Source organism: Thermus parvatiensis (assembly GCF_001535545.1).
GTDB classification, from domain to species: domain Bacteria; phylum Deinococcota; class Deinococci; order Deinococcales; family Thermaceae; genus Thermus; species Thermus parvatiensis.
In genome coordinates this window covers 145,938-168,431 of the sequence record NZ_CP014141.1, presented here as the reverse complement: position 1 = coordinate 168,431, position 22,494 = coordinate 145,938, and the positions used below count along the sequence as shown (strand labels likewise).

The window sequence follows — 22,494 nt, the reverse complement described above, 5'->3', positions numbered from 1 at the left end:
GCCGGGGACGCCCCGGCCCGGAAAGCGCCCTTAAGCCCCTAGCCCTTATAGCGGGCAATGCAGGCCCGGACCTCCTCCAAGGCCGCCTTCCGGTCCCGCCAGCCCGTGACCTTGACCCACTTCCCCTTCTTGGCCTCGAGGGCCTTGTAGGTCTCAAAGAAGTGCTGGATCTCTTGCTTCACGCCCTCGGGGACGTCCCCGATGTCCTGGATGTGGTCCAGGCGCTGGTCCTCCGCCACCACGCCGATCACCTTGGCGTCCCCGCCCTTCTCGTCCTCCATGAGGAGGAGGCCCACCACCCGGACCTCCACCACCACCCCGGGGAGGAGGGGGTAAGTGGAGAGCACCAGGCCGTCCAAGGGGTCCCCATCCTCCGCTAAGGTGGAGGGGATGAAGCCGTAATCCCCAGGGTAGAACTGGGCCCCTGGTAGCACCCGGTCCAGCTTGATCACCCCCAGCTCGGGGTCGTACTCGTACTTGTTGCCCGAGCCTCGAGGCACCTCAATGACCATATTCACCACCTGAGGCGCGCCCTTACCCACGGGAAGAGTCTTCAGGTTCGCCATACCCCCCCCATTATACGAGCACCTCTGGAAAATCGCTCACCAAGGCGTCCACCCCCCAGGCGGCCAGGGCCTCTGCCTCCTCACGGCGGTTCACCGTCCAGGCCAGGACGCGGTAGCGCGCCTTTAGGGCCCGCACGCCCTCCTCGGTGAGGAGGGAGGCCTTGGGGTGGACCCAGGCCACCCCCAGGCAGGGGGCGAGCTCCAGGGCCTCGGGCTTTTCGTAGAGGAGGCCCAGGGGACCCACCCCCAGGCGCCTCAGGCGCACCAGGGCCAGGGGGTCAAAGGAGCTCACCCAAAGGCGCTCCGAGGGGTAGCGGGCCAAAAGCCGGGCCAAGGCCTCCTCCCGCCCATCGGTCTCCGGGGGGAGGCTTTTTAACTCCACGTTGATCCAGGCCCGGGGGAAGGCCCGGAGCACCTCCTCCAGGGTGGGCACGAAGGCGGGAAGCTCGTTCCGGGAGAGGGTGTGGATGGGCACTCCGCCCAAGTGGAAATCGTGGTGGACCACCAGCACGCCGTCTTGGGTGAGGTGGACGTCCAGCTCAAAGCCATCCAGGCCCAACTCCAGGGCCATTCTGAAGGATTCCAGGGTGTTTTCCCGGGCCCGGTGCAACGCGCCGCGGTGGCCTAAACGCAAGGGCACGGGGGAAGTATACAATGGGGCCATGGGCAAGTATGAAGCGGCCTTCGCCCGTCTGGGTGAGAAGGCCTTGGAAAAGCTGGAGGGCCCTGGCGGCTTCCTGGCCATAACCGAAACCCACCTGGTCCTGGTGGACGAGGGGGGCATCCAGCGCCTGGAGCTCGCCCGCATTCGCCGGGTGGGCCGGGGCGAGGCGGGTACCCTTCTGGTCCAGGGGGAGGAAAGCTCCCTGGTGGTCCCCCTGAAGGCCTTCCCCATAGAGGAGCTGAAGGCTTTCCTGGAAGGCTTAAAGCCCCATGTGGCCCGGGCCCGCAGGGCCACGGCCACCCCCTCCCCCCTCCAGGGGCCAGGCCCCACCCGGGAGGCCAGGCCCCCCGAACCCCCCCCGCCTCCGCCCGAGCCCCCCAAGCCCCCGGTGTGGGAGGAGGAGGCGCCCCCCAAGCGGGCCTCGGTGGAGCTGGCCCCAGAGCCAGAGGCCCCCGGGACACCCCTCCCCGCCCCCAGACCGGAGGGGAGGAGAAACCCTTTGGCCCTGCCCCTGCGGGTCCTCGCCCTCCTCACCCTGGGGTACACGGTGGGCTTCGTGGCCCTGAACCCCGGGGCCGACCCTTGGGCCCTGGCAGGGGTGGTCCTGGGCGGTCTCGGCCTGGCCTTGACGGAGTGGTCCTTGGCTACCTCCTCGCAGTAGCCCTCCTGGGGCTTTGGGCCCTCTGGCCCAAAGTGGCCCCCAGGCCTGCTCCGGTCCAGGTGGTGGCCATGGTGGAGGCCTCCTTTACCCCTCCGCCCCCTGAGCCCGTGAGCCTGAACGCCGCCAGCCTCGAGGACCTGGAGGCCCTGCCGGGTATCGGCCCCACCCTGGCGCGCCGGATCGTGGAGGGAAGGCCCTACCGCCAGGTGGAAGACCTCCTGCGGGTGAAGGGGATCGGCCCCGCCACCCTGGAGCGCCTGCGGCCCTATGTCCGGCCCTGAACCCGCCACCATACGGACCTCCCTCCGGGGCCCGGGGGTGGGGCTCGGCCTGGGGGGCTTCTGGGGGCTTGGGGGCTTTTGGAGCCCTGGGCCCTTGGGCTTGCCCTCCCCCTCCTGCCCCTCTTCCGCCTGCCCCTCCTCCTGGGCCTGGCCCTGGTGGGCCTCCGGGCCCTCCTCTTTCCCCTACCCGAGCCACCCCCCTCCACCCGGCTCTCGGGGGAGTTCCGGGTGGAGGGGGGGTTCACCACCTGGGAGGGGCACCGGCTCTTCGTGCGCCACTACCCGCCCTTAGAGGACGGCCACTACCGCCTCAGGGGCTACCTGGCCCCCCTGAGGGGAAGCGGAACCCCGGGGACCTGGACCAGCGGGCCTGGCTCCTCGCCCAGGGGGTGCGGGGCGTGTTTCACGTGGAACGGGCGGAGGCCCTCGCCCCTTTGCCCGACCCCCGGGCCCCCCTGCGGGCGCGGCTGGCCCAAGGCCTCTCCCCCCCGGCGAAGGAGGTGGCGGAGGGGCTTGTCCTGGGGAGAAGGCGGGGCTGGAGGAGATCTATGCCCGCTTCCAGCGGTCCGGGCTGGCCCACCTCCTGGCCCTCTCCGGCCTGCACGTGGGCTTCCTGGTGGGAAGCCTGCTCCTCCTCTACCCCCTGGGACGCTGGCGGTACCTCCTCGCCCTTTGCCTCCTCCCCCTCTACCTCTGGCTGGCGGGCCCAAGCCCCTCCCTGGTGCGGGCCAGCCTGATGGCGGGGCTTTCCCTCCTGGGCCTCTTCCTGGGCCTCGGCGGGGCCGGGGTGCTCCAGGGACTGGGCCTCGCCCTCTTCCTCCAGCTCCTCCTGCGACCCGAAAGCCTCCTCAGCCTGGCCTTCCAGCTCTCCCACCTGGCGGTCCTGGGCATCGCCCTGGTCCTCCCCGCCCTGGGCCGTCCCCAGGGGGTCTTTGGGTACCTTTTGGGAGGGCTCGCCGCCTCCTTGGCCGCCCAGGCCTTCCTCCTGCCCCTCCTCCTGGACCGCTTCGGCTTCTTCCCCCTTCTTTCCCCCCTGACGAACCTCCTGGCCCTCCCCCTGGTGGCCCTTCTGGTCCCCTTGGGGTTCGCAAAGCTCCTCCTCGGGGGGCTCCTGGCTCCCCTCGTGGAACCCCTCGTCCGGGGCCTCCTCTTCCTGGCAGAGGTGGGAAGCCAGGGGCCCCTGCTCCGCTGGGGAGAGATCGGCCCCCCCGGTTTCGCCCTCTACTACCTGGGCCTCCTTCCCCTCCTCCTCGCCCTCCACCGCCTTCTTTCCCCGAGAAAAGCCCTTCTCCTCAGCGGCCTGCCCGCCCTTTTGGGCCTCCTGGCCGCCTGGCCCAAGCCCTTGGATCTCTGGGCTCTGGACGTGGGGCAGGGGGATGCCCTCCTCGCCCGAATGGGAGGCGGGGAGGTCCTGGTGGACGGGGGACGGGTGGAGAAAGGAGAAACAGTGGTCCGGGCCCTTCGCGCCCTCGGGGTGGAGGCCCTGGAGCTTTTGGTGGCCACCCACCCCGACGCGGACCACTACGGGGGACTCCTCCGGGTGGCGGAGGAGGTTCCCGTGGGCCTCGCCCTCCTCGCCCCCGGCTTCCCCGAGGAACACCCCCTGGCCCAGGCCCTAGGGGCCCGGGGCGTCCCCGTGGTCCGGGCCGGGGCGGGAACCCGCCTTAGGGTGGGCCGGGGCGAGGTCCGGGTGCTCTGGCCCGAGGCCCTCTCCGGGGACGACAACCGAGACGGCCTCGCCCTCCTCCTGGACTTCGGCCGGGGACGGGCCCTCCTCCTCGCCGACCTGCCCCAGGAGGTGGAGGCCAGGCTTCCCGTGGGAGAGGTGGAGGCGCTCAAGGTGAGCCACCACGGTTCCAAAAGCGGCACCTCCGAGGCCCTGCTGGAAAGGACCCGGCCCCGGGTGGTCCTCATCGGGGTGGGGAAAAACCCCTTCGGCCACCCCCACCCCGAGGTCCTGGAGCGCCTTAAGCGCCACGGCGTGGAGGTGCGCCGCACCGACCGGGACGGGGCGGTGCGCGTCTTCTTCGGCTACGTCTGGTAGCCGAGGCGCCGCAGAAGGGCCTCCAGCTCCTCTAAGGAGCGGTACTGGATCACCACCTTGCCCTTCTTCCCCCCCACCACCCTCACGGGCAGGCCCAGGTGGCGGGAGAGCTCCAGGGAGAGGGGGGAGGGCTCAGCGGGGCGCCTGGAAGCCATGGCCAGGCGCTCCCTCAGGGCCTCCGCCTGCCGCACCGAAAGCCCCTTCTCCAGGATCTCCTTAAGCCCCCAGAGCCGGTCCTCGGGCTCCAGCATGAGGAGGGCCCGGGCGTGGCCCGCGGTGATCTCCCCCCGCTCCAGGGCCTCGAGGGCCTCGGGGGAAGCTGGAGAAGCCTGAGGGCATTGGCCACGGTGGAGCGGGCCTTGCCCACCCGCCGGGCCACCTCCTCCTGGGTGAGACCCATCTCCAAAAGGGCCTGGTAGCCCCGGGCCTCCTCCACGGGGGAGAGGTCCTCCCGTTGGAGGTTCTCCACCAGGGCGAGCTCCAAGGCCTCCCGGTCCGTGAGGTCCTTGACCACGGCGGGGACCTCCTGAAGCCCCGCCATGAGGGCGGCCCGGTAGCGCCTCTCCCCCGCCACGAGCTCGTACCCGTCCCCCTGGGGCCGGACGAGGAGGGGCTGGAGGAGGCCCTTCTCCCGGATGGAGTCGGCGAGCTCCTTGAGGCTCTCCTCGGCGAACCGCTTCCGCGGCTGGCGGGGGTTGGGGCGGATGCTGGCGAGAGGCAGGCGGACCACCCCCGCCCCCGTTTTGGGGAGCAGGGCCTCGAGGCCCCTTCCTAGGCCACTAGGCTTCTTGGACACGGGCGATCACCTCCTCGGCCAGGCGGCGGTAGGCGTGGGCCCCGGGGGAGGTAGGGGCGTGCTGAGCGATGGTCTTGCCGAAGCTCGGGGCCTCCGCCAGGCGAACGTTCCTGGGGATCACCGTCCAAAACACCTTCTCCCCGAAGTGGGCGCGGAGCTGGGCCTCCACCTGCTGGGCAAGCAGGGTGCGGCCGTCGTACATGGTCACCAGGATGCCGAGGAGGCGGAGCCTGGGGTTGAGGCCCGCCCGCACCTCCTCCAGGGTAGCGAGGAGGCCCGCCACCCCTTCCAGGGCGTAGTACTCGGCCTGGACCGGGACCACCACCCCTTCCGCCGCAGCCAGGGCGTTGAGGGTGAGGGGGGAAAGGCTCGGGGGTGCGTCCAGGAGGACGAGGTCGTAGGCCTCGTCCCGCAGGGCCTCCCGCAGGGCGGTGGGGGCTCCGGCCAGCTCCACCGTGGCCCCCACCAGGTCCGGGGTGGCGGGCAGGAGGTGGAAGCCGTCCACAGGGCGCACGAGCTCTTCCAGGGGCTCCCCCTGGAGGAGATGGTACACCCCCCGCTCCGCCCGCACCCCGAGGCCGCTGGTGGCGTTCCCCTGAGGGTCCAGGTCCAGCAGGAGGACCCGCTTGCCCAGGCGGGCCAGGTAGGCCGCGAGGTTGATGGCCGTGGTGGTCTTGCCCACCCCGCCCTTCTGGTTGGCCAAGGCGATGCGCCGCACCTTGGCCTTTAGCATAACGGATGCCGCTCGGGAACCCCAGGGCGCCGAGGGTAGGCAGGGGGGGTGGGGGCGGCCTTCTCCAACACCACGAGGTGGCGCGCCTCCCCGGAGAGGGGAAGCCGAAGGGCGAGGACCTCCCCAAGCCGCCCGCCGAGCCGCTCTAGGACGGGGGGCAGGGGGGCGAGCTCCTCCTCCACCCGGGGCCCCTTCATGGCCACCGCCGCCCCGCCCACCTCGAGGAAGGGCAAAAGGAGCTCGGAGAGGACGCAGAGAGGGGCCACGGCCCGGGCCACCGCCCGGGCGTAGGCCTCCCGGTGGCCCGCCTCCCGGGCGAGGACCTCCGCCCGGCCCCAGAGGGCCCGGGCCCCCTTGAGCCCCAGGACCTCTATGGCCCGCTCCACGAAGGCCACCTTCTTTCGGGTGGCGTCCACGAGGACGAGTTCCAGCTCGGGGCGGACGATCTTCAAGGGAAGGCCGGGAAACCCCGCCCCCGTCCCCAGGTCCAGGACCCGTAGGGGCCCTTGCCAGAGGGGAAGCCTGAGGAGAGTCAGGGAGTCCAGGAAGTGCTTGACCACCACCTCCTCCTCGCTGCGGAGGGCGGTGAGGTTGACCTTCCCGCTCGCCTCCTGGAGGAGGGCGTAGAGGCGGGAAAAGGCCTCCAGGTGGGGCTTTAGGTCCAGGCCCAAGGCCTTTCCCCCCTCCAAGAGCAGGGCCCGGCCCCTTTCGCTCAGGCCCTCCGGGTGTTTCCCGTGAAACATCAGGCGCCCCGCCGCAGGTGGACGGCCAGGGCCGTGAGGTCCGAGTCCCGCACCCCGGGGATCCGGGCCGCCTCGGCGAGGCTTTTGGGCCGGTGGCGGGAGAGCTTCTCCGCCGCCTCCCGGGAAAGCCCCGGCACCTTGGGGAAGTCCATCCCCTCGGGGATGCGGAAGGCCTCGAGGTCCCTCATCTTCTCCCGCAGGCGCTCCTGCCGCTCAATGTAGCCCGCGTACTTGGCCCGCACCTCCACCTGGTAGGCCTCCTCGGGGGAGAGGGGCTCGGGCGGGGGGAAGCGCTCCATCAGGGCCCGGTAGGTGTTCTCCGGCCGCCTAAGCCACTGGAGGCCGGAGACCCCTTCCACCCGAAGGGCCTGAAGGCGCCTAAGCTCCGCCGCCACCCTGCGGTACTTGGCCTCCACCCGCTCCAGATCCTCCCTGGGCCTCAGACCCCAGGCCACGGCCAAAGGGGTGAGGCGCTCGTCGGCGTTATCCGCCCGGCAGAGGAGGCGGAGCTCCACCCGGGAGGTCATCATCCGGTAGGGCTCGTCCGTGCCCCGGCCCACGAGGTCATCCACCAGAACCCCGATGTAGCCGCTTTCCCGGGGGAGGTGGACCTCAGGAAGCCCCAAGGCGAAGCGGGCGGCGTTGAGTCCCGCCAACACCCCTTGGGCCGCCGCCTCCTCGTAGCCCGAGGTGCCGTTCACCTGCCCGGCGCTGAAAAGCCCGGGGAGGAAGCGGGACTGAAGCCCCCGGGTGAGCTCGGTGGGGTCCAGGCTGTCGTACTCCACGGCGTAGGCGTAGCGCTGGATCACCGCCCGCTCAAACCCAGGAAGGCTCCGCACCATGGCCTCCTGGAGCTCGGGGGGAGGCTTGAGGAGAAGCCCTGGAGGTAGACCTCGGTGGTGGAGAGCCCGTCCGGCTCCACGAAGAGGAGGTGGCTCTCCTTGTCGGCGAAGCGCACCACCTTGTCCTCGATGGAGGGGCAGTACCGGGGGCCGATGCCCTGGATGTCCCCGGCGTAGAGGGGGGAGAGGTGGAGGTTTTCCAGGATGAGGCGGTGGGTCTCCTCCGTGGTCCGGGTCTGCCAGGTGGGAAGCCTCGTGGCGTAGGGCCCCGGGTTTCCCGTGAAACTCCCGGGCGGCACCTCGGGGGGGACCACCTCCAGCCGACCGAAGTCCACGCTATCCGCGCGGATCCTGGGCGGGGTCCCCGTCTTGAACCGCCTCAGGGTGTGGCCCACCGCCTTGAGGCTTTGGGAGAGGAAGCGGGCCGGGGGCTCCCCCTGGCGCCCGGCGGGACGGCTCTTCCTTCCGTACCAGACCACCCCGGAAAGGAAGGTCCCCCCCGCCACCACCACCGCCTTGGCGGGGAGGGTCCGCCCGTCCACGGTGCGGACGCCAAGAAGCCTCCCCCCCTCCACCCAGAGGGCCGCCACCTCGCCCCGCAGCACCTCCACGGGCCTTTCCGCGAGGATCTCCTGGGCCTTGAGGGCGTAGAGGTCCCGGTCCACCTGGACCCTGAGGCTTTGCACCGCGGGGCCCTTGGAACGGTTCAGGACCCGGGTGTGGATGGCGGCGGCGTCCGCCGCCCGGCCCATGAGCCCGCCCAGGGCCACCACCTCCGCCACGAGCTGGCTCTTCCCCGGCCCCCCCACGGCGGGGTTACAGGGCATCATGCCGATCCGGTCGGGGTTCACCGTCACCAGGGCCACCCGGACCCCCAGGGCGGCCGCCGCCCAGGCCGCCTCGAGGCCCGCGTGGCCCCCTCCCACCACCACCACGTCGTAGCCCGCCATCCTATCTCACTCTAGCGGGTCCCGGGGTTAAAATGGGGGACCGGGACGACGGAGGGGGAAGGTTGTCGCACGAGGCCGTCTGGCAACACGTTCTGGAGCACATCCGCCGCAGCATCACCGAGGTGGAGTTCCACACCTGGTTTGAAAGGATCCGCCCCTTGGGGATCCGGGACGGGGTGCTGGAGCTCGCCGTGCCCACCTCCTTTGCCCTGGACTGGATCCGGCGCCACTACGCCGGCCTCATCCAGGAGGCCCTCGGCCTTCTCGGGGCCCAGGCGCCCCGGTTTGAGCTCCGGGTGGTGCCCGGGGTCGTGGTCCAGGAGGACATCTTCCAGGCCGCCCCCGCCGAGGCCCCCCGGCCCAAGCTCAACCCGAAGTACACCTTTGAGAACTTCGTGGTGGGGCCCAACAACTCCATGGCCCACGCCGCCGCCGTGGCCGTGGCCGAGTCCCCCGGCCGGGCCTACAACCCCCTCTTCATCTACGGGGGCGTGGGCCTGGGGAAGACCCACCTGATGCACGCCGTGGGCCACTCCGTGGCCAAGCGCTTCCCCCACCTGAAGATTGAGTACGTTTCCACGGAAACCTTCACCAACGAGCTCATCAACGCCATCCGCGAGGACCGGATGACGGAGTTCCGGGAGCGGTACCGCTCCGTGGACCTCCTGCTGGTGGACGACGTCCAGTTCATCGCCGGAAAGGAGCGCACCCAGGAGGAGTTTTTCCACACCTTCAACGCCCTTTACGAGGCCCACAAGCAGATCATCCTCTCCTCCGACCGGCCGCCCAAGGACATCCTCACCCTGGAGGCGCGCCTGCGGAGCCGCTTTGAGTGGGGCCTGATCACCGACATCCAGCCCCCCGACCTGGAAACCCGGATCGCCATCCTGAAGATGAACGCCGAGCAGCGGGGCCTGAGGATCCCCGAGGACGCCCTGGAGTACATCGCTCGGCAGGTCACCTCCAACATCCGGGAGCTGGAAGGGGCCCTCATGCGGGCCATCGCCTTCGCCTCGCTCAACGGCGTTGAGCTGACCCGCGCCGTGGCCGCCAAGGCCCTCTCCGACATCTTCGCCCCCAGGGAGCTGGAGGCGGACCCCTTGGAGATCATCCGCAAGGTGGCGGACCACTTCGGCCTGAAACCGGAGGAGCTCACGGGGAGCGGCCGCAAGAAGGAGGTGGTCCTCCCCCGGCAGCTCGCCATGTACCTGGTGCGGGAGCTCACCCGGGCCTCCCTGCCCGAGATCGGCCAGCTCTTCGGCGGCCGGGACCACACCACGGTCCTCTACGCCATCCAGAAGGTCCAGGAGCTCGCGGAAAGCGACCGGGAGGTGCAGGGCCTCCTCCGCACCCTCCGGGAGGCGTGCACATGACCCCTGTGGATAACCTGTGGATAACCCTGTGGATAACCGGGCTCAAGCTGTGGATAACCCTGTGGATAACCTGTGGAAAACTCCGGGGGGGCCGACCCCTGTGGATAACCCGCCCTTTATCCACAGGTTATCCACAGGCCGGGGCCGGTTATCCACAGCAGTTATCCACAGCCCGTTTCTCGTCCTGGAGGGCGTTTTCCCCCGCTTATCCACATTTCCACAGGCCCTACTACTACGACTACGGATCTTTTAAAAGCTTTAAAAAGAGAGTCGTAATAGCCGTTAAAGGAGGCGTCGGGCAATGAACATAACGGTTCCCAAGAAACTCCTCTCGGACCAGCTTTCCCTCCTGGAGCGCATCGTCCCCTCTAGAAGCGCCAACCCCCTCTACACCTACCTGGGGCTTTACGCCGAGGAAGGGGCCTTGATCCTCTTCGGGACCAACGGGGAGGTGGACCTCGAGGTCCGCCTCCCCGCCGAGGCCCAAAGCCTTCCCCGGGTGCTCGTCCCCGCCCAGCCCTTCTTCCAGCTGGTGCGGAGCCTTCCCGGGGACCTCGTGGCCCTCGGCCTCGCCTCGGAGCCGGGCCAGGGGGGGCAGCTGGAGCTCTCCTCCGGGCGCTTCCGCACCCGGCTCAGCCTGGCCCCTGCCGAGGGCTACCCCGAGCTTCTGGTGCCCGAGGGGGAGGACAAGGGGGCCTTCCCCCTCCGGACGCGGATGCCCTCCGGGGAGCTCGTCAAGGCCTTGACCCACGTGCGCTACGCCGCAAGCAACGAGGAGTACCGGGCCATCTTCCGCGGGGTGCAGCTGGAGTTCTCCCCCCAGGGCTTCCGGGCGGTGGCCTCCGACGGGTACCGCCTCGCCCTCTACGACCTGCCCCTGCCCCAAGGGTTCCAGGCCAAGGCCGTGGTCCCCGCCCGGAGCGTGGACGAGATGGTGCGGGTCCTGAAGGGGGCGGACGGGGCCGAGGCCGACCTCGCCCTGGGCGAGGGGGTATTGGCCCTGGCCCTCGAGGGCGGAAGCGGGGTCCGGATGGCCCTCCGCCTCATGGAAGGGGAGTTCCCCGACTACCAGAGGGTCATCCCCCAGGAGTTCGCCCTCAAGGTCCAGGTGGAGGGGGAGGCCCTCAGGGAGGCGGTGCGCCGGGTGAGCGTCCTCTCCGACCGGCAGAACCACCGGGTGGACCTCCTTTTGGAGGAGGGCCGGATCCTCCTCTCCGCCGAGGGGGACTACGGCAAGGGGCAGGAGGAGGTGCCCGCCCAGGTGGAGGGGCCGGGCATGGCCGTGGCCTACAACGCCCGCTACCTCCTCGAGGCCCTCGCCCCCGTGGGGGACCGGGCCCACCTGGGCATCTCCGGGCCCACGAGCCCGAGCCTCATCTGGGGGGACGGGGAGGGGTACCGGGCGGTGGTGGTGCCCCTCAGGGTCTAGGGGGTAGTATGGGGCGGGGAAGCGTGAAGCGCTTCCACAAGGGAGGTTGGGCATGACCACCATCGTCGGCGTCCGGGCACGCGAGGTTTTGGACTCCAGGGGCTTTCCCACGGTAGAGGCGGAGGTGGAGCTGGAAGGCGGGGCCAGGGGCCGGGCCATGGTGCCCTCCGGGGCCTCCACCGGAACCTATGAGGCCCTTGAGCTCAGGGACGGCGGCAAGCGTTACCTGGGCAAGGGGGTGCGCCGGGCGGTGGAGAACGTCAACGAGCGCATCGCCCCCGAGCTCATCGGCATGGACGCCCTGGACCAGGAAGGGGTGGACCGGGCCATGCTGGAGCTGGACGGCACCCCCAACAAGGCCAACCTGGGGGCGAACGCCGTCCTCGCGGTTTCCCTGGCCGTGGCCCGGGCGGCGGCCGAGGCCCTGGGCCTGCCCCTTTACCGCTACCTGGGTGGGGTCCAGGGGGTCACCCTCCCCGTGCCCCTCATGAACGTCATCAACGGGGGAAGCACGCCGACAACCGGGTGGACTTCCAGGAGTTCATGCTGGTGCCCGCGGGGGCGGGAAGCTTCGCCGAGGCCTTGAGGATCGGGGCCGAGGTCTTCCACACCCTCAAGGCCGTCCTCAAGGAGAAGGGCTACAGCACCAACGTGGGGGACGAGGGCGGCTTCGCCCCCGACCTCAAGAGCAACGAGGAGGCGGTGGAGCTTTTGCTCCTCGCCATTGAGCGGGCGGGGTACACCCCGGGCCAGGAGGTCTCCCTGGCCCTGGACCCGGCCACGAGCGAGCTTTACCGGGACGGGAAGTACCACCTGGAGGGGGAGGGCAAGGTCCTCTCCTCGGAGGAGATGGTGGCCTTCTGGGAGGCCTGGGTGGAGAAGTACCCCATCCGCTCCATTGAGGACGGCCTCGCCGAGGACGACTGGGAGGGGTGGCGGCTTCTCACCGAGCGCCTGGGGGGAAAGGTCCAGCTCGTGGGGGACGACCTCTTCGTCACCAATCCGGAAAGGCTCCGGGCGGGGATTGAGCAGGGGGTGGCCAACGCCATCCTGGTCAAGGTAAACCAGATCGGGACCCTCTCGGAGACCCTCGAGGCCATCCGCCTGGCCCAGCGCTCGGGGTACAGGGCGGTGATCAGCCACCGCTCCGGGGAGACGGAGGACAGCTTCATCGCCGACCTCGCCGTGGCGGTGAACGCCGGGCAGATCAAGACCGGTTCCCTTTCCCGCTCCGACCGCCTGGCCAAGTACAACCAGCTCCTGCGCATCGAGGAGGAGCTGGGCCGGGCCGCGAGGTTTTTGGGGTATGCCGCCTTTTAAGCGCACCAAGATCGTGGCCACCCTGGGGCCGGCCACGGACGACAAGGAGGTGATCCGCGCCCTGGCGGAGGCCGGGGCCGAGGTCTTCCGCCTGAACTTCAGTCACGGCACCCCCGAGGACCACAGGCGTCGGGTGGGCTGGGTGCGGGAGGTGGCAGAGGAGCTCGGCCGAACCCTGGCCGTCCTCCAGGACCTCCAGGGCCCGAAGATCCGGGTGGGCCGCTTCCGGGAGGGACAGGTCCTCCTCCGCCCGGGGCAGAGGTTTGTTCTCACCACCGAGCCTGTGGAGGGGGACGAGCACCGCGTTGCCGTGAGCTACAAGGGGCTTCCCGAGGACGTTTCCCCTGGGCAGACCCTCCTTCTGGACGATGGCCGCATCCGGCTTAAGGTCCTGGAGGTCCGGGGCCCGGAGATCCACACGGAGGTGGAGGTGGGTGGGGTCCTCTCCAACAACAAGGGGATCAACATCCCTGGGGCGGACCTCTCCATCCCCGCCCTCTCGGAGAAGGACATCCAGGACCTGGCCCTGGGGGCGGAGCTCGGGGTGGACTGGGTGGCGATCTCCTTCGTCCGCACCCGGGACGACCTCCTCCTCGCCCGGCACTACCTCTCCCGCTACGGCTCCAAGGCCAGGCTCATGGCCAAGATCGAGAAGCCCTCGGCCGTGGCCCGGTTTGAGGAGATCCTGGAGGAGGCGGACGGGATCATGGTGGCCCGGGGGGACCTGGGGGTGGAGATGCCCCTGGAGGAGGTGCCCATCGTCCAGAAGCGCCTCGTCCTCCGGTGCATCGCCGCGGGGAAGCCGGTGATCACCGCCACCCAGATGCTGGAGTCCATGGTGCAGAACCCGAGCCCCACCCGGGCCGAGGCCTCGGACGTGGCCAACGCCATCTTTGACGGGACCGATGCGGTGATGCTCTCCGCGGAGACGGCAGCCGGGGCCTACCCGGTGGAGGCGGTGGCCATGATGGCGAGGATCGCCAAGGCGGTGGAGTCCTCCCCGGAGTTCTTGCAAAAGCTCAACGTCCTCCGCCCCGCCCCCACCCCCACCACCCAGGACGCCATCGCCCAGGCGGCGGACGACGTGGTGGAGGCGGTGGGGGCCCGGGCCATCGTGGTCTTCACGGCCACGGGCGGCTCGGCGCGGAGGATCGCCCGCACCCGGCCCCAGGTGCCCATCCTGGCCCTCACCCCGAACCCCGAGGTGCGGAACCAGCTGGCCTTGGTCTGGGGGGTCTACCCCCATCTCGCCCCCGACCCCCAGGACACCGACGACATGGTCCGCATCGCCCTCAGGGAGGTGAAGGCCCTGGGGCTCGCCCAGGTGGGGGACCGGGTGGTCATCGCCGCCGGGGTTCCCTTCGGGGTGCGGGGAACCACCAACCTGATCCGGGTAGAAAGGGTGAGCTAAAGGCCCCGGGGGAGGGAGTACACCGGTCTACTTGACCGGGGGACGGGACTTGAGCACCTCCTGCGGGGAGAGGGGTTTAGCCCTTTGGGCCTTTACCTCCTGGGCGGTGATGGGCTTGGCCTTGGACTTGGCGAAGGCGGTGAGGATGTGGTTCAGGAGGTCGGCCACCTCCTGGTCCTTGAGATGGCGGAAGGGGGGCATGACCCCATTGTAGGTTTTGCCCTCCACGGTGAGGGGCCCTTGGAGGCCGTAAAGGACCACCCGGATCAGGTACTCCCGGCCCCCCTTGGCCTGGACCACCTTGTCTAGGTGGGTGAGAGGGGGGAAGGCTCCGGGGATGCCCTGCCCGGTGGCCTGGTGGCAGCTTTGGCAGTTGGCGGAATAGAGCTTGGCCCCGGGGCTTTGGGCCAGGGCCATGAGTCCCAGGAAGGCCATAAGCGGAAGCAGGCGCTTCATGCCCTAAGGATAAGGGGGTGTTTGCCCCTCAGGCCAGGGACATTTGTCCTAGGGCCTTGGGGACGTAGGCGCACCGGGGGTCTTGGGCCAGGTGGTCCCCGGTTTCCGCCCAGGCCCGGGCCCGGCTTCCCCCGCAAAGCTCCCGGTACTCGCAGACCCCGCACTTGCCCTTTAGGAGTGCCCGGTTACGGAGCTCGAGGAAAAGGGGGCTGTTCCGGTAAATCTCCAAGAGGGGTTTCTCGCGTACGTTCCCCGCAAAGAGGGGCAGGAAGCCCGAGGGGTAGACCTCTCCCGTGGAGGAGATGAAGACGAAACCGAAGCCGTCGGAGAGGTGGACCCCCCGGCCTTCGCCCACCAGGGCCCCGTCCTCTCCGCCCTCGGCCCGGCGGCGTTCCAGGGCCACCGGCGGAACATGGGGCCTTCGGTGGTGCGTACCTTGAAGGGGTACTGGCGGGAGAGGTCGAAGAGGAGTTGCATCGCCGCCTCGTACTCCTCCGGGGAGAGCTGCTCTAGAAGGGCTCCCCGGCCCACGGGCACCAGGAAGAAGACCTCCCAGGTGGCCACGCCCTTTTCCGAAAGGATTTTGGCGATTCCGGGAAGCTCTTTGGCGGTGCGCCGGGTCACGGTGGTGTTCACCTGAGTCATAAGCCCCACCTCCTTGGCCCAGGTGAGGGCCTTTAGCGCCAGGGCGAAGGTGCCCGGCACCCCGCGGAAGCCATCGTGGGCCTCGGGGCTTGCCCCGTCCAGGGAGATGGCCATCTGGTGTATGCCTAGTTCTCGGAAGCGGGCCACCACTTCCCGGGTGAGCCTTGGGGTGACGGCGGGGGTGATCCCTACCTTGATCCCCAGGCGTTGGGCTTCCTCCAAGAGGAGGAAGAGATCGGGGCGGGCCAGGGGGTCTCCGCCGGTGGGCAGAAGGATGGGCTTTGGGGTGTAGGTGGAAAGCTCCCGCAGGAGCCGCAAGCCTTCCTCGGTGGTGAGCTCCCCGGCAGGGGGTCGGGCACGGCGGAGGCCCGGCAGTGGAGGCAGGCCAGCAAGCAGGCCCGGGTCATCTCCCAGGCCACCAGGAGGGGGAAGCGGTGGAGGTCGGGCTTCATGCCCTTAACATAGGGAAGGGGGGAAGGGCAGGTGTCCCTAGCGGGAAAGGGTGAGGCGGTAGGTGAGGGTTTTGGCCTCCTGGGGTTTTAGGGGGAGTTCCAGGCGGTAGCCCTCAGGTAAGCGGTTGGCCCCGGGGAAGTCCAGGCGGAAGGGCTTGGGGAGGCTTTCGGCAAGGAGCAGGGTCACGGGGTAAGGGTAGGGGTTTTCCAGGCGGGTTTCCACCAGGTAGGTGGCCTCCTTCTCCCCCTGGTTCAGAAGGCTGACCCGGCGTTCCAGACGGGCCTCGAGGTCCCGCCCCAGCCACGCCTCCGCCCACTCCCCCTTGGGGGTACCGGGAAGAGGGGCCTGGCCAAGGAAGAGGCCTCCTTCCACCACCTCCAGGCTTCCAGGGGCCAGGGGGAAGGGGGCCGTAAAGCGGTACCCCCGTTCCAGGGGTAAAAGGCGGTCGGTGCGAAAGGGGCCCTGGTAGCGCAGCAGGCGCACTAGAGCCACGTCCGCCCTGAGGAAGGGGATTTCCGTGAGGCCGGCCTCTATCCTCCGGGGAGGGAGCTCGTAGCGGAAGAGGCCAAAGGGGGTCTCTCCGGGGGCTTCGGTCAGGGCGCGTAGGGCCATCCCCGGGGCGGCCTTGGCCTCCAGCAGGGGGGCTTCCCCCGCCAGGAGGGTGAGCTTTTGGGCCTCGAAGGCCTCCCCCTCCAGCTTGAGCCGGGCCCAGGCGGTGAGGCGGCCCTCCTCCAGGGTGTAGAAGACCTCTCCGGAAAGCCCGGTGTAGAGGTAGCGCAAGGTGGCTGGCCCTTCCCCGCGGTAGCGGAAGAGGACCGCGGTGCCCTGGTAGACCCGTTCCACCTCTTCCACTCCCAGGAGCCTTAGCGAGCCCGGGGCCGTGCGGGAAAGCTTCTCCCCCGCCAGATAGACCCAGGCCCCAGGGGGCAGGACCACGGGCTCCTTGACCTCGGCGAAGCCAGGGTAAACCACCACCTCCTGGGCCAGGGCCAGGAGGCCCAGGGAGAAGAGGGCGAGGAGTTTTTTCATACCCCCAGTCTACGGGCCAAAGCCTCCACCTCGTCCCGGGAGAGGGGCCTTCCGTGGCCGATGTGGATCCTTTCCACCCCCAGGTCCAGGATCTTCCGCACCGTCTTCTGGGCCAGGGCGTGGTCCTCGTTGATGAAGTGGGGGGGAAGCCCCCGGCCCCGCAGGGCATCCCCGGCCACCAGCACCCCTTCCCGCAGGAGGCCCACCTGCCCCAGGGTGTGCCCCGGGAGGTGGACCACCCGCCAGCCGAAAAGCTCCATCCCTTCCTCCGCCGGCACCAGGGCCTCCTTAGGGAGGGGCGGGGCCAGGTTGGCAAGCCGCCTGCCCAAAAGGGGGATGGGCAGGGGAGGGCGGGGCTTTTCCCCCGTGAGGTAGGGCCACTCCTGGGGGTGGGCGAAGACGGGCACCCCATACCGCTCCCAAAGGGCCCTCGCCCCCCCGGCGTGGTCTAGGTGGTGGTGGGTGAGGAAGAGGAGCTTGGGGGGCTCCTGGAGGAGGGAAAGGAGCCTTCTTGCCTCCCAGGGAAGCCCGGCGTCCACCAGGAAGTAGCCCTCCTCCAGGGGGATGCGGTAGAGGTTGGCGGCGAAGCGCAGAACCTCAGGCCCGTTCATGCACCAAGGCCACCCCCATCGCCGCCAGGGCCTTCCGGATCCCCTCGGCGTCAATGCCCGCCTGGCGGTGGAGGCTCGGGATCGCCCCGTGCTCAAAGAAGCGGTCGGGAAGGCCGAGGATCTGGACCTCGGGCTTCAGGCCCAGTTCGTTCAGGGCCTCCAGCACGGCACTCCCAAACCCTCCCATCCGCTGGTGGTCCTCCACGGTGAGGAGCTTGTAGCGGGAGAGCGCCCTCAGCATCTCCCGGTCCGGGGGCTTAAGGAAGCGGGCGTTCACCACCCCCACCCTGGGGTCGTCCCCGGCGGCCTCGAGGGCGTACCTCAGGGTCTTGCCGAAGGCCAGGATGTAGGCCTCCGTGCCCTCCTTCAGCACCTCCCACTTGCCCCAGGCGATCTCCGGCCAGACGCCCTCGGGGGCCCGCTCCACGTTGTCCCGGGGGTAGCGGATGGCCACGGGGCCTCCCACCTCCAGGGCCTTTTTCAGCATGGCCCGAAGCTCCAGGGCGTCCTTGGGGGCGGCGATCTGGAGGTTGGGGACGGTGCGCAGATAGGCGATGTCAAAGACCCCGTGGTGGGTGGCCCCGTCGGCCCCCACGATCCCCGCCCGGTCAATGGCGAAGACCACGGGGAGGTTCTCAATGGCCACGTCGTGGATCACCTGGTCGTAGGCCCTCTGGAGGAAGGTGGAGTAGATGGCCACGATGGGCTTCATCCCCCGTAGCGCAAGCCCCGCCGCCGTGGTCACCGCCACGTCCTCGCAGATCCCCACGTCCAGGTAGCGCTCCGGGTGCTCCAGGGAGTAGCGCACGAGCCCCGAGCCCTCCCGCATGGCCGGGGTGAGGACGAAGAGCCTGGGCTCCATGTGGGCGAGCTCGGTGACGGCGTCCCCAAAGGCCTGGCTCCAGGTGTACCCCTTGGACACCTTCTCCGGCTTCTTGGGGTCAAAGCCCGGGGGACCGTGCCAGTAGATGGGGTCGGCCTCGGCCACCTTGTACCCCTTCCCCTTCTTCGTGACCACGTGGAGGAGGGTGGGGCCGTCCAGGGCCTTGAGGTGCTCCAGGATGTGGACGAGCCCCTTGAGGTCGTGCCCGTCCACCGGGCCGATGTACCGGATCCCCCAGGCGTAGAAGGGGTTTTCCTGGTGGAGGATGAGCTTCGCCGCCTCCTTGGCCCGGTCCACCAGGCCGAAGAGCTGGGGGGAGATGCGTTCCAGGATGTTCTTCCCCAGCTTCTCCGCGTCTTGGACCCACTTTCTGATCTGAAGCTCCTTGAAGTACTTGTTGAGGGCCCCCACGTTCTCGGAGATGCTCATCTCGTTGTCGTTGAGGACGATGAGCATCCTCTTTTGGAGCTCCCCGATCTTGTTGAGGGCGGCGAGGGCCATCCCCCCGTCAAGGCCCCGTCCCCGATCACCGCCACCACGTGGTAGTCCTCCCCCATGAGGTCCCGGGCGAGGACCATCCCCAAGGCGTTGGCGAGGGAGGTGGAGGCGTGGCCCGCGGTGATGGCGTCGTGGGGGGACTCGGAAACCTTGGTGAACCCGGAGATCCCCCCTTCCTTCCGCAGGGTGTGGAACCGGTCCTTGCGCCCCGTGACGAGCTTGTGGGCGTAGGCCTGGTGCCCCACGTCAAAGAGGATCCGGTCCCTGGGGGAGTCAAAGACCCGGTGCAGGGCGAGGACGAGTTCCACCGCCCCCAGGGAGCTCGCCAAGTGCCCGCCGTTTTGCGCCGTGACCCGGATGATCTCGCTCCGGATCTCCTCGGCCAGGAGGAGAAGCTCCTCCAGGCTCAGGCGCTTCAGGTCCTCGGGGCTGTTCACCTTGTCCAAGATCATGGCGCACCTCACCGGAAGTTGCGGTCCGTAAGAAGCCTCCCCTCCCGGGTCCGGACCTCCCCCACCTTGGGGGCGAACCAGACCTCGTAGAGGGTCTCGCCCTTTTCGTCCCGGTAGCGTTGCCGGATGCGGAAGACGCGGAACACCCCTGCGGGCACCCGCACCTCCTTCTCCTCCAGGACCTCAAAGGTGTAGGCGAGCCGCCCCGAGGCCAAAGGCTTCTCCCCCTGGGGGATGAGGAGGGTGGCCCTGACCTCGCTTTCCCCGCCCCAGCGGTAGCCCACGGCGAGGAGCCCCTCCGGGGGGTACTCGGGGATGGGCGGGGCGAAGACCACCCGGGCCGAGGGGTCCTCAAAGCCGAAAAGGCGCACGCCGAAGGGCCCCACCCCTCGGTAGTAGACCCGGTTCTCCCCCCGGCCGAAGCTCCGGAACCTCAAGACCTCCTCCCCCTGGAACACGGCGGGGCCCTCCACCCGGACCCGGTAGGGGGGGTTGGAGAGGGGCTCGCCTTCCAGGAGGTAGCTCCACTCTAGCCCGGTGGCCGCGGGGTAAAACGCCTCCGCCCGAAGCTCGGGCCGAACCTCCGGGGCCTGGGTGACCTGGGGGGCGCAGGCGGCGACGAGAAGGGCGAGGGCCATAAGGTACCGCTTCATCCTAGGGAAGTTTACTCCCTGGGTCTTGGGTCTGGGCCACGGTCTACGCCTGTCCGAGCTCCCGCTTCAGACGAAGGAGGTCTTCCTCCACCTCCTTTTCGGCGGAGAGGGCCTGGAACTCCTTCTCCAGGTCGGCCTGGTCCAGGGCCTCGAGGGCCTGGTGCCGGTCCTCCATGGCCAGGATCCTCGCCTCCATCTCCTCAAAGGCCTCCAGGGCCGGGTGCTGGTCCAGGCGCGACTCCATCCGCCGTACCGTTTCGGCGGCCTCCACTCCCTTCTTCCGGGCGAGGAGGAGTTTTTTGCGGGCCTCGGCCTCGTCGATTTTGGCCTCGAGGGCCTTGAGCTGGGTCATGAGGCGTTCGGTGAGGGCCTTGTGCTCGGAAAGCTGCGCTTTGAAGCCCTCCGCCAGGTCCAAGGCCCGCTTCTTCCGCCTTAGCGCCTCCCGGGCGAGGTCCTCGCGGCCCGCCTTCAGGGCCTCCCTGGCCTTCTCCTCCCAGAGGGCCGCTTCCCGCTCGTGGCTCTCCACTTCCCGCTCCAGGCGCTTTTGCTCCGCAAGGGCCTCCGCCACCTGCTCCCGGGCCTCCCGGAGGGCCTGCTTCATGTCCAAAAGGGCCTGCTCAATGATCTTCTCCGGGTCTTCCGCTCGGCGCAAAAGGTCGTTGAGGTTGGCGCGGACGAGCCGGCTTAGCCGATCCCAAAGGGTCATGGGAACCTCCTTCGCCCCGAAGTATACCCCTTGGGAGACCCGGGGGGATGTGGGCTTGCCTTGCAAAGGTCAGGAGGACGGGTGTATATCTCTCTCCTGATGGGCAAGCGAGGCTTCCTTCGCAGGGAGGCAAGCCCCAAGGAGGTCCTGGAACACTGCCTGCGCCTGGCCCGGGAGGTGGCCCCTCCCACCCCCAAAGGCAAGCGGGGCCGCCCCTGGCGCTACAGCCACGCCCTTTACCTGGCCCTCCTTCTCTTCCGCGCCTTCTTCCACCTCACCTACCGCGAGACGGAGGCCTCACTCCAGGACCTGATGGAAGGCCCCTTCCCTTCCCACCAGTCCCTGGCCCGCTACGCCCTCAAGCACCTGGACCCCAAACTCCTTGAGGCCCTCCTGGAGAGGCTTTCCCGGGAACTGGAGGCCCATCTCGCCCCGGAGTCCTCGCCGGAAGGCGAAGCGGCTTCGGACGAGGCGCCGGCACACCTGGCGGCGCTTTCCCCCCCTCTACCTCATGGACACCACGGGGCTGGCCTACCGGAGCAAGGACCGGCTTCTCCGCTTTCGTCGGGGGAAGGAGGTGCGGCGGGTGCGGGGGCACGCGCGGCTTCTGGCCCTGATGCGGTGGGATAGGGAGAGGCGGCTCTTATGGCCCTGGGGTGGAGTGGTGGGGGAGGGCTACGCCCCGGACCCCCGGCTTGGGGGGGAGGTGCTGAGGCGGTTTCCTCCTTCCCGGGGGTGGCTTTTGGCGGACGCGGGGTTTGACGGGAAGGAGGTGTGGGGGGTTTTGGGGGAGGCGGGGGTGCGGCCGGTGATCCGGCTTCGGGGCGGGGGCGAGGCCAGGGAGGAGGCGCGGGTGCGGGCGCGGGAGGGGTGGGACCCCGAGGTGTACCGGTTTCGCGGGGTGGTGGAGGGGGTGTTTGGGGGGATGAAGACGCGGCTGGGTGGGGGGTACCTTTGGGAGCGGAAGCCTTGGACGGCCATGGCGCGGGCGCTTTTGGAGCTCATCGCCTACGGCCTTAGGGTTCTTCTCTCCCTTCTCCCGCCCCCTCCGGGGTACAAGGCAATTTACTAGGCAAGCCCCAGACTTGACCTATATGCGGCTCCTGGAGTAAAGAGGGGGCATGACCCTGCGCGAAGCCCTGTCCCAGATCCCCGACCCTCGGGCCCGCAACCGGCAGTACCCCCTTTGGGGCCTCCTGGCCCTCATCCTGGTGGCTTTTCTTTCCCGCGTGGACTCCCTGAGGGGCGTGGAACGCTTCGCCCGCGCCAACCCCCACCTCTTGCCCCACCTCGGCCTGCGCAAGGCCCCAGGCCACACCGCCATCACCCTTCTCCTTCACCGCCTGGATCCTGAAAAGCTCCAAGCGGCCCTCCTCCAGGTCTTCCCCGAAGCCGACCTTGGGGAAGTCCTGGTGGTAGACGGGAAGCACCTGCGGGGAAGCGGCAAGGGGAAAAGCGCCCAGGTGAAGCTGGTGGAGGTCCTGGCCCTGCACCTCCATACCACCCTGGCCCAGGCCCGGGCGGAGGGGAGGGAGGACCAAGCCCTTTTGGAGCTCCTGGACCGCCTGGGGGCGGAGGGGCTCAAGGGGAAGGTGGTGGTGGGGGACGCGGGGTACCTGTACCCGGAGTTAGCGGGGAAGGTGGTGCAAAAAGGGGGGCGTACCTCTTTGTCCTGAAGGCTAACCAGGGGGAACTTTTGGAGTGGGCCTTGGAGGTGTTCAAGGGCATGGAGGAGAGGCGGCTTCCTGGCGAGACCGAGGCGGTGTGGAATCTGGTGCGGGATGGGGAGGTGTGGACCTACCGGGTTTGGGCTTCCCCCTACCTGCCGGAAGAGGTGCGGGCCTTTCCCGGGTGCCGGCAGGTGGTGCGGATGGAGCGGGAGGTGAGGCACAAGGGGACGGGGGAGGTGCGGCGGACGGTGAGCTACGCCCTCACCAGCTTGGGGCCGGAGGTGGCGGAGGCGAGGCGGCTTGGGGAGCTTCTCCTTTACCGGTGGGAGGTAGAGAACCGGTCCTTTTGGGTACGGGACGTTCTCCTCCACGAGGATGCCTGCCAGGTGCGGGGGGTGGGGGCACAGGTCTTGGCGGCCCTCCGGGCCTTTCTGGTCTCCATGCTTCACCGCCAAGGGGTCAGGGAGAAGAAGGCGGCCTTGGAGGCCTTCTCCTTCAACCCCCTCTCCGCCCTGCGCTTCCTGGGGCTCTATGCGGCATAGCGGTCAAGTCTGGGCAAGCCCGGGGGATGTTGACAAGGAAAAGCCGGGGTGCTAACTTAGGGATTGCGCTGCCCTGAGGGGGG

General features: G+C 69.2%; 16 protein-coding genes and 7 pseudogenes. 9 read left to right on the top strand and 14 right to left on the bottom strand.

The genetic code is table 11. The features are described from left to right. Window positions 1-38 precede the first annotated feature (38 nt). Together AV541_RS00960 and AV541_RS00955 are read right to left on the bottom strand one after the other, a co-directional pair. A complete protein-coding gene (locus AV541_RS00960; protein ID WP_060384032.1) occupies window positions 39-566 on the bottom strand; it encodes an inorganic diphosphatase in 528 nt (175 codons plus the stop codon). 10 nt (window positions 567-576) lie between these two features. After that, complete coding sequence (locus tag AV541_RS00955; protein WP_038035668.1) at window positions 577-1,206, bottom strand: glycerophosphodiester phosphodiesterase; 630 nt, start codon at window positions 1,204-1,206, stop codon at window positions 577-579. Window positions 1,207-1,228: 22 nt separating this feature from the next. Between AV541_RS00955 and AV541_RS00950 the strand changes: the two genes are divergently transcribed. From AV541_RS00950 to AV541_RS00940, 3 genes and pseudogenes are all read left to right on the top strand, one after another. Next, window positions 1,229-1,891 carry a hypothetical protein gene (locus AV541_RS00950; protein ID WP_008633955.1) on the top strand — a complete coding sequence of 221 codons (663 nt, stop codon included), beginning with the start codon at window positions 1,229-1,231 and terminating at the stop codon, window positions 1,889-1,891. Next, on the top strand, window positions 1,864-2,172 hold the full coding sequence (locus AV541_RS00945) for a ComEA family DNA-binding protein (protein WP_060384031.1): 309 nt from the start codon (window positions 1,864-1,866) through the stop codon (window positions 2,170-2,172). Before AV541_RS00950 ends, AV541_RS00945 begins: the two co-directional genes overlap by 28 nt. Continuing rightward, a pseudogene (locus AV541_RS00940) lies at window positions 2,159-4,216 on the top strand (ComEC/Rec2 family competence protein). The gene AV541_RS00945 and the pseudogene AV541_RS00940 overlap by 14 nt, the downstream one beginning before the upstream one ends. On the opposite strand, the pseudogene AV541_RS00935 reads toward AV541_RS00940, so the two are convergent. The 4 genes and pseudogenes from AV541_RS00935 to mnmG all read right to left on the bottom strand — a co-directional run bounded on the left by AV541_RS00935 (window position 4,204) and on the right by mnmG (window position 8,280). Beyond that, a pseudogene (locus tag AV541_RS00935) lies at window positions 4,204-5,012 on the bottom strand (ParB/RepB/Spo0J family partition protein). The pseudogenes AV541_RS00940 and AV541_RS00935 sit on opposite strands and share 13 nt — an antisense overlap. After that, the gene (gene soj / locus AV541_RS00930; RefSeq protein WP_060384030.1) at window positions 4,996-5,745 is read right to left on the bottom strand and encodes a chromosome-partitioning ATPase Soj; all 750 of its coding nucleotides are present in this window, start codon (window positions 5,743-5,745) and stop codon (window positions 4,996-4,998) included. Before soj ends, AV541_RS00935 begins: the two are co-directional and overlap by 17 nt. Then, complete coding sequence (gene rsmG, locus AV541_RS00925; RefSeq protein WP_060384029.1) at window positions 5,739-6,488, bottom strand: 16S rRNA (guanine(527)-N(7))-methyltransferase RsmG; 750 nt, start codon at window positions 6,486-6,488, stop codon at window positions 5,739-5,741. Before rsmG ends, soj begins: the two co-directional genes overlap by 7 nt. Further along, window positions 6,488-8,280, bottom strand: a pseudogene (mnmG, locus tag AV541_RS00920) (tRNA uridine-5-carboxymethylaminomethyl(34) synthesis enzyme MnmG). Before mnmG ends, rsmG begins: the two are co-directional and overlap by 1 nt. Before the next feature lie 62 nt (window positions 8,281-8,342). Between mnmG and dnaA the strand changes: the two are divergent. The 4 genes and pseudogenes from dnaA (at window position 8,343) to pyk (ending at window position 13,813) form a co-directional block, all read left to right on the top strand. Next, the gene (gene dnaA / locus AV541_RS00915) at window positions 8,343-9,653 is read left to right on the top strand and encodes a chromosomal replication initiator protein DnaA (protein WP_008633967.1); all 1,311 of its coding nucleotides are present in this window, start codon (window positions 8,343-8,345) and stop codon (window positions 9,651-9,653) included. A gap of 301 nt (window positions 9,654-9,954) precedes the next feature. Further along, window positions 9,955-11,082, top strand: coding sequence for a DNA polymerase III subunit beta (gene dnaN, locus AV541_RS00910; RefSeq protein ID WP_011227630.1), 1,128 nt, complete (start codon window positions 9,955-9,957; stop codon window positions 11,080-11,082). A 52-nt stretch (window positions 11,083-11,134) separates the two neighbouring features. Then, window positions 11,135-12,402 (top strand): annotated as a pseudogene (gene eno, locus AV541_RS00905) (phosphopyruvate hydratase). Continuing rightward, window positions 12,389-13,813, top strand: coding sequence for a pyruvate kinase (gene pyk, locus AV541_RS00900; protein WP_060384028.1), 1,425 nt, complete (start codon window positions 12,389-12,391; stop codon window positions 13,811-13,813). The pseudogene eno and the gene pyk overlap by 14 nt, the downstream one beginning before the upstream one ends. 27 nt (window positions 13,814-13,840) lie before the next feature. Here pyk and AV541_RS00895 read toward each other — a convergent pair whose 3' ends face one another. The 8 genes and pseudogenes from AV541_RS00895 to AV541_RS11850 all read right to left on the bottom strand — a co-directional run bounded on the left by AV541_RS00895 (window position 13,841) and on the right by AV541_RS11850 (window position 20,682). After that, complete coding sequence (locus AV541_RS00895) at window positions 13,841-14,269, bottom strand: c-type cytochrome (protein ID WP_008633975.1); 429 nt, start codon at window positions 14,267-14,269, stop codon at window positions 13,841-13,843. Between the two features lie 28 nt (window positions 14,270-14,297). Beyond that, window positions 14,298-15,366: pseudogene (locus tag AV541_RS00890) on the bottom strand (TIGR04053 family radical SAM/SPASM domain-containing protein). A gap of 37 nt (window positions 15,367-15,403) precedes the next feature. Then, window positions 15,404-16,396: a hypothetical protein gene (locus AV541_RS00885; RefSeq protein WP_008633977.1), complete on the bottom strand. Its 993-nt coding sequence runs from the start codon at window positions 16,394-16,396 to the stop codon at window positions 15,404-15,406. Beyond that, window positions 16,393-17,007, bottom strand: coding sequence for an MBL fold metallo-hydrolase (locus AV541_RS00880; RefSeq protein ID WP_060384027.1), 615 nt, complete (start codon window positions 17,005-17,007; stop codon window positions 16,393-16,395). Before AV541_RS00880 ends, AV541_RS00885 begins: the two co-directional genes overlap by 4 nt. Further along, a pseudogene (gene dxs, locus AV541_RS00875) lies at window positions 16,994-18,840 on the bottom strand (1-deoxy-D-xylulose-5-phosphate synthase). The gene AV541_RS00880 and the pseudogene dxs overlap by 14 nt, the downstream one beginning before the upstream one ends. Window positions 18,841-18,848: 8 nt before the next feature. Then, on the bottom strand, window positions 18,849-19,493 hold the full coding sequence (locus AV541_RS00870; RefSeq protein WP_060384026.1) for a hypothetical protein: 645 nt from the start codon (window positions 19,491-19,493) through the stop codon (window positions 18,849-18,851). Between the two features lie 43 nt (window positions 19,494-19,536). After that, complete coding sequence (locus AV541_RS00865; protein WP_008633982.1) at window positions 19,537-20,199, bottom strand: PspA/IM30 family protein; 663 nt, start codon at window positions 20,197-20,199, stop codon at window positions 19,537-19,539. A 297-nt stretch (window positions 20,200-20,496) separates the two neighbouring features. Beyond that, window positions 20,497-20,682, bottom strand: coding sequence for a hypothetical protein (locus AV541_RS11850; protein WP_223966770.1), 186 nt, complete (start codon window positions 20,680-20,682; stop codon window positions 20,497-20,499). Between AV541_RS11850 and AV541_RS00855 the strand changes: the two genes are divergently transcribed. Continuing rightward, window positions 20,624-21,271: a transposase gene (locus AV541_RS00855; protein WP_224065233.1), complete on the top strand. Its 648-nt coding sequence runs from the start codon at window positions 20,624-20,626 to the stop codon at window positions 21,269-21,271. The genes AV541_RS11850 and AV541_RS00855 overlap by 59 nt on opposite strands. 49 nt (window positions 21,272-21,320) lie before the next feature. After that, window positions 21,321-22,411: pseudogene (locus AV541_RS13450) on the top strand (ISAs1 family transposase). The last annotated feature ends 83 nt before the right edge of the window (window positions 22,412-22,494 follow it).